Annotated in this window: 12 protein-coding genes; all 12 read right to left on the bottom strand. The window is 43.1% G+C overall.

Annotated features, from left to right (window positions below):
- Positions 1-54 precede the first annotated feature (54 nt).
- A complete protein-coding gene (locus tag NQ536_RS03545) occupies positions 55-720 on the bottom strand; it encodes a hypothetical protein (RefSeq protein ID WP_227909662.1) in 666 nt (221 codons plus the stop codon).
- A gap of 113 nt (positions 721-833) precedes the next feature.
- The gene (srtB, locus tag NQ536_RS03540) at positions 834-1,838 is read right to left on the bottom strand and encodes a class B sortase (RefSeq protein ID WP_004849560.1); all 1,005 of its coding nucleotides are present in this window, start codon (positions 1,836-1,838) and stop codon (positions 834-836) included.
- Positions 1,839-1,843: 5 nt separating this feature from the next.
- A complete protein-coding gene (locus NQ536_RS03535) occupies positions 1,844-2,851 on the bottom strand; it encodes an LCP family protein (protein WP_004849559.1) in 1,008 nt (335 codons plus the stop codon).
- A 132-nt stretch (positions 2,852-2,983) separates the two neighbouring features.
- Positions 2,984-4,219: a serine hydroxymethyltransferase gene (gene glyA / locus NQ536_RS03530; RefSeq protein WP_004849557.1), complete on the bottom strand. Its 1,236-nt coding sequence runs from the start codon at positions 4,217-4,219 to the stop codon at positions 2,984-2,986.
- Between the two features lie 120 nt (positions 4,220-4,339).
- Complete coding sequence (locus tag NQ536_RS03525) at positions 4,340-5,302, bottom strand: glycosyltransferase family 2 protein (protein ID WP_004849555.1); 963 nt, start codon at positions 5,300-5,302, stop codon at positions 4,340-4,342.
- A gap of 47 nt (positions 5,303-5,349) precedes the next feature.
- Entirely contained in the window at positions 5,350-6,372 is a 1,023-nt protein-coding gene (locus NQ536_RS03520) for a hypothetical protein (protein ID WP_155803774.1), read from the bottom strand.
- A 291-nt stretch (positions 6,373-6,663) separates the two neighbouring features.
- Positions 6,664-9,240: an ATP-dependent chaperone ClpB gene (gene clpB, locus NQ536_RS03515; RefSeq protein ID WP_004849552.1), complete on the bottom strand. Its 2,577-nt coding sequence runs from the start codon at positions 9,238-9,240 to the stop codon at positions 6,664-6,666.
- A gap of 130 nt (positions 9,241-9,370) precedes the next feature.
- Entirely contained in the window at positions 9,371-10,879 is a 1,509-nt protein-coding gene (locus tag NQ536_RS03510) for an LPXTG cell wall anchor domain-containing protein (RefSeq protein ID WP_004849550.1), read from the bottom strand.
- Between the two features lie 206 nt (positions 10,880-11,085).
- Positions 11,086-12,534, bottom strand: a complete 1,449-nt coding sequence (locus NQ536_RS03505) for a glycoside hydrolase family 1 protein (RefSeq protein ID WP_004849548.1) — start codon at positions 12,532-12,534, stop codon at positions 11,086-11,088.
- A 71-nt stretch (positions 12,535-12,605) separates the two neighbouring features.
- A complete protein-coding gene (locus NQ536_RS03500; RefSeq protein ID WP_004849543.1) occupies positions 12,606-13,346 on the bottom strand; it encodes an NAD-dependent protein deacylase in 741 nt (246 codons plus the stop codon).
- 34 nt (positions 13,347-13,380) lie between these two features.
- A complete protein-coding gene (locus NQ536_RS03495; RefSeq protein ID WP_004849541.1) occupies positions 13,381-14,649 on the bottom strand; it encodes a CdaR family protein in 1,269 nt (422 codons plus the stop codon).
- Positions 14,639-15,565, bottom strand: coding sequence for a diadenylate cyclase CdaA (cdaA, locus tag NQ536_RS03490; RefSeq protein ID WP_022059582.1), 927 nt, complete (start codon positions 15,563-15,565; stop codon positions 14,639-14,641). Before cdaA ends, NQ536_RS03495 begins: the two co-directional genes overlap by 11 nt.
- Positions 15,566-15,592 lie beyond the last annotated feature (27 nt).

Genomic DNA, 15,592 nt, shown 5'->3' with positions numbered 1-15,592 from the left:
TCTTGATGATGTCTATTGCAGACCATAACTGAAAGCCCTATGTAATACATTGTTCTATTTTCTTATCTTCTTAAATGAAACAACAGCTGAGATAATGGCCATCACTCCAATGACTATATAAAACGGAAGTCTGTCACCTGTCTGTGGGGCCTTTCCCGGATCAACATTACCATCCGTACCAGATTCTGTTGTCGGCTTCGTCATCGAATTGCCATCCCCATCGTCGTCTTTGATATCTACTTCGTCTTTGACAAATATTGCAAGCTGCCCCTCTGATGGCAGTTTCACATTGACCGCACCGTCAACGACCTCAAAACTAAGTTTCTCCCACGCTCCATCTGTTGGAAGAAATCTCACCTGAACTGTCATATCCGAGGTTATGACTGCACCTCTTATCTTTGTTATCTCCAAATTCGAAAAATCATAATCATCAACGGCCGTTACAGAGAATACCGCAAGGGTTGAGAAACCCTTAAGGGTACTATCTCCGAGAACACCTGCAGGATCATATCCCATCACCAGATCATCTATATCCTCTATGGATGTGTCTGGCTCCGAAAGCAGTATATGCGACGAATCTGTTCCAAAATCACGATCCGGACTCTCATTAGCCATAGCCGTAATTCCAAATCCTAACAGCATAACCATGGTCATTGCATATACAGCAAGTCTTTTTCTTGAAAATATCCTTCTAATCATATGTGTCATAACCTTTTTCATAACCTTTTCACTCCTTCTCCTCCTAAGGCAGCTCCCTGATGCCTTAATCTTCTCACATAATACCATCTAAAAAAAATACCGTCAATTGTGCAAATTAACATTTTAATGGTTATTCATCGATTTTCAACCGGTATTTCATCAATCTTGACAGCTTGAACCAGCCATCTTTTTCCATCCATTCCACAACATGTTGAAAGTGTCAAAAGTCTGCTGTCTATATCTATATTTTGGTCATTTTTGACAATACCCTCATCAAACCTTTCAGATTTTATATTTAGAAGATATTCTTTTCTGACCTCTTTGTCCGAGAAATCATTATACGTGAGTATATGCCTGTCATTTGTTCTATAGGCGGCAAAAACTTCGTATCTCATAACCCGGTCTGGAAGATATATATATACATTCCTGTTGCTTTCCCAGAAAGAGTCATCCTCATAATTATGAAGAGTCTTAAACATTGTACCGGTAGACATATTGTGACCATATATTATTGTATCAAAATCTTCAAAATCCAAATTGTTCCCTGCATCAACAAATATAGAACCGTCAGGACTGTATTCACCATATGCATCATGGTTGAGATAATACGCATTATCGCTTCCCTGCAAAACAGGATAGTCAACGTCTGTCCCCGGTATATATATCCATGCACATATATCACCATTCTGAGTTTTCAGGCCAGCAAAATTAACATCCAACTCCGGATAGTTCCCATTTGTTGTCTGCCCTGATCCGGCATTTCCTTCTGCACTTTCCGGGCCGTCTGATGTATCTGTACCTCTATCCACGTATGTCCTAAGTCTGTTCTCTGCTCTGAGACTTCTATTGTGTCCTCTCACATACCGCACAGCAAGACATACACAGACTAGTACTGCAAATACCGAGATTGCAAACACGATCTTCCATACTAGGTTGCATGACGTTTTATTTACTCTGCGATGTGGACCAATCTCACGTTTGCTGTCCACTGTATCATCATCCGCTGGAGCAGCACTGCTTTCATTATTGCTATTTGTGCTGATATTTTCTCTGCTATTTTCCTCAACTATAGACTGAGCAAGAGCAATAGCCTCCGAAAGGCGTCTTTCCAACTCTCTTTGTTCTTGTAGATCTGACATATCATCTACTCCGTTTTTCTGTAAAAAGTTTCAATCATCATCTCTGTAAGTTTATCTTCATCTATAAGATATTTATCATAATAATTTTCTCTCTCGTAATCGCCTGACACCGTATATATATCCCCCTCACCAAATTGCACTCTTTTAAGCACTTTTGCAAGGTAAAGCATACTATTTCGAGAAATATCAGTATCCACATATCCCTGTACACTATCGTACATTTTGAATATCTTAAAAGGATTCTTTTTTATCTGCTGCTGTACTGCATCACACCACGCTGATATATACTGTTTCTGTCTTGACATTCTATTCTCATTTGTTCCTATATCCGTAGAGGCGCTGTCTCTTTCAGTGACATAATACATGGCCTGTTCATCGTTAAGAGTGACTTCTTCGCCCTTCACAATTCCGGCTTTCGGCACATCTTCCAACGCAGTCAGGGTAATTCCCCCGGCAAGTTCATTTATGCCGCCTATGCCATCAATATCTACGGAAACACTTCCATGTATCGGAATGCCATGTAACAATTTTGACACCGTATTCATCTCAAGTCCGCGTCCTTCAGACTGACTTTTCCCGTAGGAATATGCCAAAGCTATTTGGACATTCTTCGTTGTTGCAGCTTTACCGGAAATATCGTATATCGCAACCGGTCCTATGCTATCTCTATTTATACATATGCATTTCACCGTATCTTTTTCTGTATTGATAACCACCAGCGCAAGCATGTCCGCCTGTCCGATGCTCTCATCCTCGCCTCTGGCATCAATGCCCATAAAAAGTATATTTATATTTGCCGGATCATACTTATAAATGTTACCCCTGTACATCAACTGACCACCATTCTGAACGCATCCGGGTATAGATGACATATCTGGTATTTCCACTGATGTATTTGCGTGTAACTCCTGTTCTCCCCTCTTCATACAACCGAATATCATCACCCAGGTTGACAACAAGGCTAAGCTGAAGCACACAGCGACAATCGACGCAATCACTTTCTTTTTTTTCATATCTTCTCCAGTGAATCCCCGTTTCAAAAAAGCGGCACGGAAATCCGTGCCGCCGATATAATCACGTACTCTATTCGTATACTGCAGTATCTTATTGCGACTATTACGAACTAATTATCCATACTGGACTAATTATTCATATAATGGATACTTCTCAACAATACTCTTTACAAGCGCCTCTGCTCTCTCCTTGTCATGATCGAGAACTGCTGCCTTGATTGCCTCGGCAATGGTATCCATATCAGCCTCATCTGCACCTCTTGTTGTAACTGCAGGAGTTCCAAGTCTTATACCGCTTGTGACAAATGGTGACTTAGGATCATTTGGAACTGTGTTCTTGTTGGCTGTGATATGAACCTCATCGAGGAGCTTCTCAACTTCCTTACCTGTAAGGCCAAGTCTCTTGAGATCCATAAGCATGAGGTGATTGTCTGTACCGCCTGATACTATGTCAAATCCTCTTGCCATAAGAGCCTTAGCAAGGGCTGCTGCATTCTTTACGACCTGCTCCTGATATGCCTTGAACTCAGGTGTGAGTGCCTCCTTAAAACATACTGCCTTACCGGCTATGACATGCATAAGAGGGCCACCCTGGATTCCAGGGAATACTGCCTTGTTGAAGTTAAACTTCTCATTGATCTCATTGCTGCACATGATCATTCCGCCACGAGGTCCGCGGAGTGTCTTGTGAGTTGTGGTAGTTGTTACGTGTGCATATGGGATAGGACTCATGTGAAGACCTGCTGCCACAAGACCTGCGATATGTGCCATATCCACCATGAGGTATGCTCCGACCTCATCTGCTATCTCTCTGAATCTCTTGAAATCTATCGCTCTGGCGTATGCTGAAGCACCTGCCACGATGAGCTTTGGCTTGCACTCCTTTGCGATCTCAAGCACCTTATCATAATCTATAAATCCATCATCGTTTACACCGTAAGGAACACAGTGGAAATACTTTCCAGACATGTTGACCGGTGAACCGTGTGTGAGATGTCCGCCGTGATCAAGATTCATACCCATGAATGTATCGCCAGGATTAAGGATAGCGAAGAACACTGCCATGTTAGCCTGTGCACCCGAATGTGGCTGTACATTAACGTACTCGCATCCAAACAGCTCTTTTGCTCTCTCTCTTGCAAGATCCTCTACAACATCTACATACTGGCATCCGCCGTAATATCTCTTTCCAGGATAACCCTCTGCATACTTGTTTGTAAGGTGGCTGCCCATGGCTGCCATAACTGCCTTTGATACAATATTCTCAGATGCGATAAGCTCCAGGTTGTTATTCTGTCTGTTAAGCTCATCTGTCATAGCGGCTGCTATCTCAGGATCTACTTTTGTAATCTCGTCAAAACTGAACATCTATATTACCTCCGTCATAATTTAATATTTTATATTATATCCTCTATGTCTGATCTTTTTCAACACCAAACAGCCTTTTTGCATATTTTTAAGCTATTATACTGTGCCACTTTATTTATTTCACGGTGTATCCTGCAGCTTTAACATTGCTTCATACTGTGAATATTCATATTCATCGTAGAAATATTCCTTATGTCTCTGCCTTATACCCAGCTCTTCAAACCACTCTGACACCAGTTTATTTCTGAGTTTTGTTTTTGTAGGCTCAGCCAGTGTATTGTAATTCCAGAGTGAAAAATGTAATGCATAATTGACAAAATCCTTCTCAAGTTCATTCCACTTTTCTCTGTCCTTAAGGAACTGTCTGAGGGCAAGCAGCATCCTGTAGAAGTTATCCCAAGATTTTTCTCTGGTCTTCGAAAGAGAATCCGCAGTGTCTACTCTTCTATGGATAAGTATCTTTCTAACCGTTGATATTTTCTCTGCAAGCACCAGAGCGCTGAATACAAAGAGTGCATCATTGGTGGTACGCTGTTCCTGAAATTTCAGATCATTCTTAGCTACAAACTCTCTTAGATAAAGCTTATCCCACGCCCATCCGACAAATGCCTTAAATATATTGGTCGATATCTGTCTGTAACCGAACGGTTCATATGGTGGAAGTGCCCATTCTATCATAGCCCAGTTCTCATATACAAATTCGCCAGAGTCCATATTGTACTGATCTGATTTGTATATAACGATTTCTGCTCCCTGCTCCTCAGCCTTCTCATATGCCAGCTGCACCATATCCGGTTCAAAGAAGTCATCACAATCCAGGAATAACATGTACTTGCCAGTCGCCTCTGTAAGTCCGCGGTTTCTTGCTGCTCCAGCGCCCTTATTCTCCTCGGTGAACACTCTTATACGCTCATCCCTGCTGCTGTAGGCCTGAAGCCTTTCTAGGGATCCATCCACAGACCCGTCATCAACACATATTATCTCTATATTCTTCAGTGTCTGTCTCGTCAGCATATCGAGACAATTGTCAATATATTCTTCCGCATTATATATAGCTACAACTATAGATACATCTACTGCCATGCATTCTCTCCTCATATGTCACGCTATTTCCCATAACATATTACTGATTACTCTTTTTTCATCATTCTGAACACTAACCTCTTAATGCCCGAAGGAATAAACATTATCACCCGGCCAGCCTTGAATGTGACTGATGATTCATATTTCTGTTTCTGCTGTTCAAGCTCCAGCAGTCTCTGCTGCTCCAGTCCGCTGCACATTTCCTCGTGCTCCGCCTGCTTCTTTGCCAGTCGCTGTTCATACGATTCCCTCTGTGCCTGCATCATCCTGTCTTTTTCAGCTACAACCTTTTCAAGATCATTTACCTTGTTCTTACAGTCATATACTCTCTTATCCAGGATAACTTTTCCAAGGTAAAATCTTTTTACATATCCCGGATCTTTGGCAAGAATATAAAGGTTTGACCGCTCCTCCAGAGAGAACAGTTTCTCATCTATTTCATCGTTTTCATAGCTTCTGTGGAACTCCACAGCCATTCTCTCTGCAAATTCCCAGCCAACATCTTCCGTCATCCAGTGCAGCAATTCATAATAGCATGCCCATCTCTGAGATGAATAATATCCCTTCCACTTCTGCCACACTTCCCAGTCAGTCATGAGCATATCCTTTATCCTGTCATATGCTCTGTTTACAGTAAATGCTATCTGACTGTCATCTATCCATACCGTATCCCGATAAACTTTTTCACATATGGCTGCACTTACACACATCGCCCTGCCTGCGCTCGTGAACACCTGCCACAACAGATAAATATCCGGAAACAGCTCATCAGAGCCGCCAATCTCCAGATGTTTTTTTTCTATAAACCCCTTACTATATAATCCAGCGCCTATGTTCCTCACGAGCATAACATATGCCGGATCCTTCCCAAGGAATAATTCCTTATCGTATGTCACTCCCTCTGGCAGTCCGACATTCTCATATACTATACCAACAAAGTCCAAATCATGCTCATCAGCTTTCTCCACCAGATCCTGCACCTTCTGATCTGCTATATCCACACATGGCCTCGCGATAAAATAGTAATTATCCAGTTCCATTATTTTCATTTTAACAATCTGTGTACTCACTCTTTTCTCCTCATTACACTGCGAATGTAGCTGCACCAATAAGTATAACATAATACAGCTTATCTAAACAATCCACACATTTATCCCTTATTAAATATACATAAAAATACACGGATCCAAACCATATAATATATCCTTGGTTCAGACCCGTGTCAATTATTACATCCAGTAAACACGTATATTATTAAATGAAACCAGGTAATAAACTACTAATATTTTCTTACAAATAATGTCAAAAATGTAATATTATTCCTTTTCATAATAGCGCACATGCTCTCTGTTGTGAATATTTTATTTTTCATTCTCTGCCCTCAGCTCAGTGCCGTCATAATCTATCACTATAGCCGACTGTGTGCTTACGCTGCCTGCAAGTATCATCTTTGCAACCAGTGTCTCCACATTCTTCTGCAGATATCTCTTGAGCGGTCTTGCGCCATACACCTGATCATATCCCTGATCGATGATGTGCTGCTTTGCGCTCTCCGTAAGCTTGATCGTGATCTCTCTGTCCGCCAGTCTGCTGTTTAGATCTGCCATGAGAAGATCAACTATACCACTGATGTTGTCCTTTGACAGTGCCCTGAATGTGATTATCTCATCGATACGGTTCAGGAACTCAGGTCTGAATCTGCTCTTAAGCTGAGCCATTACGTCATTCTTCAGTTCATCTGTGATCTCTCCGCCGGCAGCTGCGATATCCGCACCGCCGATATTGGATGTCATGATGATGATCGTATTCTTGAAGTCGACAGTTCTGCCCTGAGAATCCGTGATACGTCCATCATCAAGCACCTGAAGGAGTACATTGAACACATCCGGATGTGCCTTCTCTATCTCATCAAAGAGGACAACCGAATATGGCTTTCTACGAACAGCCTCTGTCAGCTGACCGCCTTCATCATAACCTACATATCCCGGAGGCGCTCCTATAAGTCTTGACACACTGTGCTTTTCCATGTATTCACTCATATCAATACGAACCATGTTCTGCTCATTGTCAAACAATGCCGCTGCAAGACTTTTTGCAAGCTCTGTCTTACCAACACCGGTTGGTCCAAGGAAGATAAATGAACCTATCGGTTTGCTAGGATCCTTTATTCCCGCCTTTGATCTGATGATCGCATCGCTGACATAGTCAACGGCTTCATCCTGACCTACAACTCTCTTCTTAAGTTCGCTGGCAAGATTGAGGGTCTTGCTCTTCTCGCTCTCAGTAAGCTTTGCAACAGGAATTCCTGTCCACTTGGATACGATCTTCGATATCTCATCTTCTGAAACTACCTCATGGACAAGCTCCCTCTCCTTATCTGAAGCTGTGGACTCAGCCTCTGCAAGCTCTTTCTGGATCGCTGGAAGCTTACCATACTGAAGCTCTGCTGCCTTGTTCAGATCATAATTTCTCTGTGCATCCTGAATATCAGCCTTGACCTGCTCCATCTCTTCCTTGAGGATCCTTATCTTCTCAACTGCAGCCTTTTCGTTCTCCCACTTTGCTTTCAGGGAATTTGCCTGATCCTTGAGTTCTGCCAGTTCAGCCTGAAGGTCTGCCAGTCTCTGCTTTGACAGATTATCCTCCTCCTTCTTAAGGGCTGTCTCCTCAATCTCCAGCTGCATTATCTTACGTGTGATCTCATCCACTTCAACAGGCATTGAATCAAGCTCTGTCTTGATCATGGCACACGCCTCATCAACAAGATCTATGGCCTTATCTGGCAGGAATCTGTCTGTTATATATCTGTTGGAAAGAACCGCTGCGCTTACAAGGGCACCATCTGATATCTTAACTCCATGGAACACCTCGTATCTCTCCTTGATTCCTCGAAGGATAGATATTGTATCTTCAACTGTTGGTTCATCCACCATAACCGGCTGGAAACGTCTCTCAAGAGCCGCATCCTTCTCTATATACTGTCTGTACTCATTAAGTGTTGTGGCACCTATACAATGCAGCTCACCTCTGGCAAGCATAGGCTTAAGCATGTTGCCCGCATCCATTGCACCGTCAGTCTTACCTGCTCCTACAATGGTGTGCAGCTCATCGATGAACATAATCACTTCACCCTCAGACTTCTTCACCTCATCAAGGACATTCTTAAGTCTCTCTTCGAATTCACCTCTGTACTTGGCACCGGCCACAAGAGCTCCCATATCAAGTGCAAATATCTTCTTGTTCTTAAGTCCCTCTGGTACATCACCTCTGAGTATCCTCTGTGCAAGTCCCTCTACAACCGCAGTCTTACCTACACCAGGCTCACCAATGAGCACCGGATTGTTCTTTGTCTTCCTTGACAGGATCCTGATCACATTTCGTATCTCAGCGTCACGTCCTATTACCGGATCAAGCTTCTGCTGTCTTGCCCTCTCGACCAGATCATATCCGAACTTCTCCATAGCCTCATATGAGCTCTCCGGATCATCGCTGTCCACCTTGTGGTTACCTCTAATCTCTGCCAGCTCCTTGAGGAATGCATTCCTGCTAACTCCCCAGCCTTTAAGAAGCTCCTTGATATCCGAATCAGCCTTATCCACCATGCCGAGGAACAAATGCTCAACAGACACATATGTGTCGCCCATCTGCTTTGCTTCCTTCTCTGCCTGGATGAGAGCCTTTGAGAAGTTATTTCCGGCATACATATTGCCACCGCTGACCTTCGGCAACCTTGCCAGCTTATCCTCCACCGCATTCACGGCACCAGTAACATTCACGCCCATCTTCTCAAATATCTTGGCTATCAAACTGTCATCTATCTCAAGCAAGCCAGCCAAAAGGTGCATCTGCGTAAGTTCCTGATTGTCGTACTCCAGAGCTTTTTCTTTTGCTTTCTCTACAACTTCCAACGATTTACGTGTGTATTTATCCATCTCCATAGCTGTTTACCTCCTAAACTAAACTTTCAGGGAACTGATACCTTAATATCACTTCCCTGTCTGATGATAATATAACACACCTGTTAGCACTCGTCAACACCGAGTGCTAATATTTTTTTATTATTTTAAATTATTTCTCTCTACGATAAACTACCACCCCGGCAGCCCCTAATAAGCATGTCATCATGACTATGAGCATCAATGCCACATTTCCGTCATCCCCGGTATTTGGAACACCTGACTCCGTCTTTGATACTACTGCCGTTGTTCCCTCTGTTGAAGCCACATCAGTTTTCTCGTTGGGCGACTGCACTTCCGTTGTCTGCTTCTCTGTTGTGATCTCCTCTGTTGTAGGATTTTCCGTTGTCTGTCTTTCTGTCGTGACCTTCTCTGTCGTCTGCTCACTTGACGTTGGTTTTTCAGTTGAAGGTTCATTTGTAGTCGGTTCATTTGTTGCTGGTACATTTCCCTTCTTTACCACTACCTTTGCAGCAGGAGACGCATAATAATTTTTGGTCTCCTTATATCTCACATAATACTTTCCATCTGCAAGTTTCTTAAGTACCGTGCTTTCGCAATCCAGCCAGTTTCTCTTGTCAACACTATATTCCATTGACGTCTTCAGATTAGATATCTGACCATCATTTTTCCCATCCACAGTCTCTGCCGTTGCGACCAAACCTGTAGGTGCCTTCTGTTTTGCCTTATCTATTGTGAACTCTTCCACGATCTGTCCATGCATGGTATTCTCACCCTTGATAGTAACTGTAGCTGTTCCCGCATCAATATTATCCGCATATACACATGAGTAACTTTTTCCCTCTGTCAGAGTCTTTCCGCCATAAGAAACCGTAACCGCAGGTTTCTTTTCTTTTCCATCGTACACATACGATTTTGGAGCAATGCTGACAGCGACATCTGCATCATCCGACAAGCTGCGGTAACGGAGAATAAAATCCTTAGCCTTGGCTCCTGTCTCATCATCAATGATTGTCGTTCCTTCTACAGAAAGTCCCTCTGGTACAAACTCCTTCACACCGTCAAATCCATCTGCAATATGCCCAAAGTTGCTAAGTCCGTCACTGTTCTGTACCGTAAATACACAGTCTGTATCCATCTCAAGTTTTTCAAACCAACACTGTGAACCGTTGAGCGTCACATTTGAGCCATTATTCAGACAGATTCCATCTTTTGTCATCCAGTTGATACTATCCGTAATGAATTTGACATTTGACAAAGTCAGCATAGCATTAGTAAATCCAACACTTCCATTTGTGATACCGCAATTTAATGTTCCATTTTTCACGTATAACGAATAATCAAAATTCATCATCTGCAAAGTGACACTTTTACTGTTGAGATCTATAATGATATGCTTATTATGTTCACCATCATTGTATCCTATAGAAGCCGAAGGATCATATATATCACTAATTATACATATTGTATAGCCATTCTGTGCGGCTGCAAATGCATCAGCCAGTGTAGCATATGATCCGATCTCATCGCCATTGCCATCCGTCACAATTGCCACATCCCCATCCGCGGCCTGCACCTTCACAGAGTTCTTTCCCGCAATAATCACTACAGCCAATATACATGCCATAATCAACCCAGTTATCAATTTCTTTGATTTCATAATTATCCCTTTCCTCCTGTCTTTAATCCCTGGCAGTTACTGCCAGATATTGCCATCAACATAACAAATAATTATAATACACTGGGTTTTTTAGTAAACTAGCCAAACGGCTAGTTTTAAAAATTAAATGCTAAATGAATAACTTTAGTACGAAAAAGAACCAGCACTTATGTGCCGGTTCTCCCTGTTCTGATATTATTCTATTATCACAGCTCCTCACCATTGGTCTCTATAACATGTTTGTACCAATAATAAGAATCCTTCTTGTATCTGTTCAGAGTTCCACTGTTCTCGTCCTCTTCTCTGTCCACATACACAAATCCGTATCTCTTCTGATATCCGTTGAGCCAGCTGAGAAGATCTGTGTAAGACCATGTGCAGTATGCCAGGACACGACAGCCATCATCACACGCTTTCTTGAGCTCCTCTATGTGATGTTTCAGGTAATCTATCCTGTACGGATCATGGATCTCCCCATCCTCAAACTTGTCAAATGCGCCGAGGCCATTCTCAGATATGACTATAGGAAGATCATATCTCGATGTTATCTGTCTGCAGCACATGCGAAGTCCCATCGGATCGATGGTCCAATCCCAGTCTGTCGTAGGAAGGAATTCATTTGCAGGATTCTTGTAGAGTCCCGGAACTCCCTGCACCTTTGCGGTACCCTTCTTGCCTGTGGTGTTCATCTCATGTGTAGCGCCAACTCCATCTATCGGATTGTACTCTGCAACACATGTTCTGTAGTAATTTACACCCATGAAATCGATAAGAGAGGCAGCCTTCTTCAGGATCTCTTCATCTTCATCTTCTATAACCGGCATCAGATCCTTGCTCTCAAGGTACGCCCTTGCAGCTCTTGGATATCGGCCATATGCATACATATCCATCCAGTAGAAGTTCTCAAGATCATCGTAATCCATCTTCGCCATGGCATTCTCCGGCTTTCTGTCAAATGCATACGCTGGAGTAAATGCGAATGATGAACCGACCTTTGCATCCGGACAGATCTCCTTGAGCGCTATAACGCTCTTTGCGTGTGCCATGAATGCATGGTGGTTTACCTGATAGAACATCTTCTGGTCATCAACCTTTCCTGGTGGGTGCATTCCGGCATTCCAGCCAAGACCTGTAAATACATTCTGCTCATTCATGATTATCCAGTGCTTTACCCTGTCACTGTATCTCTCAAACAAAACCTTTGCGTATCTGACGAAATCATCGACTATTCGTCTGCTCTCCCATCCGTGATACTGCTCCTCAAGTGCCTGTGGCATATCCCAGTGATACACGGTCACCATAGGAACTATATTATTCTTTACAAGCTCGTTGATAAGATCATCATAGAACTGAAGCCCCTTCTCATTGACCTCACCGTTGCCGTCAGGTATTATTCTCGGCCAGGATATTGAGAATCTGTATGTCTTCAGTCCCATCTCCGCCATGAGAGCCACATCTTCTTTATATCTGTGGTAGTGATCCACAGCCTTATCTCCGGTAGTTGCCTTGAATGTCTTGCCCGGGATCCTCACGAACTCGTCCCAGTTGGATGGTCCTTTTCCGTCCTCATTCCATGCTCCCTCAACCTGATATGCGGCAGATGCACTGCCCCATAGGAAATCCTTCGGGAAGCCTTTCGATTTCTCAAAATACATAAATCACCCTCCATATTGTATTTATATCAGACATGCCTTCTCCATGCCTTCTCCATGCCTTCTCATCATTCTTACAGACTGCCAAGCACATCACCGATCTTATCCGCAATAAGAAGATCAGCATTTGCATCCGACTGTGTCGGAGACATATTGATGACTACAAGCTTCCTGCCCCTAAAGTATCTGACAAGCCCTGCTGCCGGGTATACCACAAGTGAGGTTCCGCCAATTATCAGCGTATCCGCCTCCGATATATACCTGAGAGCATCTGACATATTCTCGTCATTCAGAGCCTCCTCGTACAGCACAACATCAGGTTTTACTGTGCCGCCGCACTTCTCACACTTAGGGACACCATCTGAATTCACTATGTAGTCCAGATTGTAAAATGCATGACATCTTTCACAATAATTTCTGTGAACTGATCCATGCAGCTCTATGACATTCTTACTGCCCGCCATCTGGTGGAGTCCATCGATATTCTGTGTTATGACAGCCTTGAGTTTTCCCTCTCTCTCAAGCTCTGCCAGTTTCAGATGGGCTTTGTTCGGCTTTGCATCTGCAAATATCATTTTGTCCTTATAAAACCTGTAGAACTCCTCTGGATTTCTCAGATAAAAGCTGTGGCTGATTATTGTCTCTGGTGGATATTTGTACTTCTGATTATACAATCCATCCACACTTCTAAAATCTGGAATACCACTCTCTGTAGACACCCCGGCGCCTCCGAAGAATACAATATTATCAGATTTCTCAACTATCTTTCTGAGTTCATTTATCTTCTCTGACTTCATATCTGCATTGTCACTCATGATAACCGCCTCCTCTGTGTTACCTTTAACTGATCTACTGTCCTGTCGATGTCACCTTAACTGTGACTGTGCAGGAGCCTTGCACTGTATAGCTGCTTCCATCTGGTATATCCAGCGTTATGGTATTTTCACCATATGACAATTCGGACGCATCAATTGCAAGATGGAAGCTCTTAGCTGTGATCTTGGAAACTGCACTGGACATTCCCTTTATCGCAACGCTGTTCTCTTTTATCACCAGCTCATATCTATAATCGCTCTGTTTGTTATTGAGCTTGATATCGGATGTCTTTATAGCGATATTCCTCGTGACCATCTTTTCTATGGCAACCTTAACATTCACATAAGCACTTTCCTTTGTAACCACCACGCCATCCGGAAGATACTTTGATACATCAAGTGTTGTCTCAACGTCCTCTGTACATCCACTGACATCCACATCATTGATCTCCAACTGCTGTATATCCTTAATTACCGCCGCATCGCCACCTATATCTATAGTCTCCGGTACAAATGTTATCTGTGATACTGCATATCCATCTGCCGGCTCGCCTATAACCGCGATCTTGATAGGTATATTCTTCGTCTTGTAAACCGGTACAGTTACCGCGATCGATACCTCATCATATGTCAGTGTCTCATCTGATACCTTCTCACCATCTGATGTCACAAATGACGGTGTGCAATTGGTCGTTATATCATCCTTTGCATCCTTTATATCGACCGTCACCTCAGCTCTGTCTATACTGGAAACCACACTTGATGGGCCCTTAACAGTTATGAGGTTTGGAGCTGCGACACTATTGCCGGCCGTGTATCCACTGGCAACCTCCCCTGTTGTGACGACTTTCACCGGAACTGACACCGACTTCTCCGCCTCAAGCTCCACAGACAGCACATTATCCACAACAGTTATGCTGATCTTCTTTGCTATACTGTTGCTGTTCGCCGTTACCGCTATCGGCACCGCATTTGTTATGGATATCTTGGACATATCTGCGGTTGCCTTAAAGTCAGAAGCATCCAGATTGCTTATAACAGACTTTCTTCCCTTTATCACCACATCCACCGTATCACCTGATGTTATGGTAAATAACTGATTCTGGCTTGTGATGGCATCGGTATTGACAAGCGTTACAGGAATGTTGCTTATGGTCTTTGTCACCGCCGAATCGTCTATATTGAGTACCAGCAGCCATACAAGGAATCCCAACACCACCGACAATAGCTTCAAGCCCAGATTGGAATATATCTTCGGCTTATTCTTCCTGATATCTCCATTGTTCTCTGTATTATTTCTCATCGTCATCAGCCTCCTTTCCGGAAGCCTTATTCTTGTTCTCTATAACTACCCTTTTTCTTCTCTTCTTTATAGGGCGTGCTCCCGATGATCTGTGATATCTCTTTTCACTGTACTCCTTGCACAGAGTCTGAAGATGTCTGCGGACACCCTCGCTGTCAAGATTTCTGAACAATTCACCGCCCTGAGCTATCGATATAGATCCCGTCTCCTCCGATACTATGAGCGTCATACTGTCAGACACCTCACTGATTCCGATTCCGGCTCTGTGTCTTGTTCCAAGCTCCTTGTTTATGGAATCATTTGCTGAGAGAGGAAGATAACATGTCGCTGATACCACCCTGTTCTTTCTGATGATCACAGCACCATCGTGCAGCGGTGTATTGTGCTCAAATATATTGAGGAGAAGCTGGTTTGTTACGACCGCATCTATCGGAATTCCTGTATCTATATACTCACCAAGGGCAACCTCATTCTCGATTACTATGAGGGCTCCTGTCCTGTTTGCCGAAAGAACCTGTACTGTCTTCACAAGCTCATATATAGTCTTTTCAGATAGTATCCCATCATCCTCACCATCTCTTATTATATAGTTGATGATCTTTTTCCTTCCGAGCTGTTCAAGACCTCGTCTAAACTCAGGCTGAAACAGAATAACAACCGCAATGATACCTACGCTGAACGCATTCTTCAGAAGGTATAATATCGTGTTGAACTGAAATACAGCCGCAATCGCTGTGAACAGGAATATCATGACTATTCCTTTGAGGAGAGTCCATGCCCTGCTGGTCTTGAACCAGAGCATGATCCTGTATATAAAGAACGACAAAATGAGAATCTCTATTATATCCACTGTTCCCGGAACTGTTATATAAAACCAGTCAAAATATGTTGAAATAAATGTAGATATCTTTTCCATTTCATCCTCCTTTCCTGAAATCTTCAA

Source organism: Coprococcus eutactus (assembly GCF_025149915.1).
GTDB classification, from domain to species: domain Bacteria; phylum Bacillota; class Clostridia; order Lachnospirales; family Lachnospiraceae; genus Coprococcus; species Coprococcus eutactus.
This window is presented reverse-complemented; position numbering and strand designations above follow the sequence as displayed.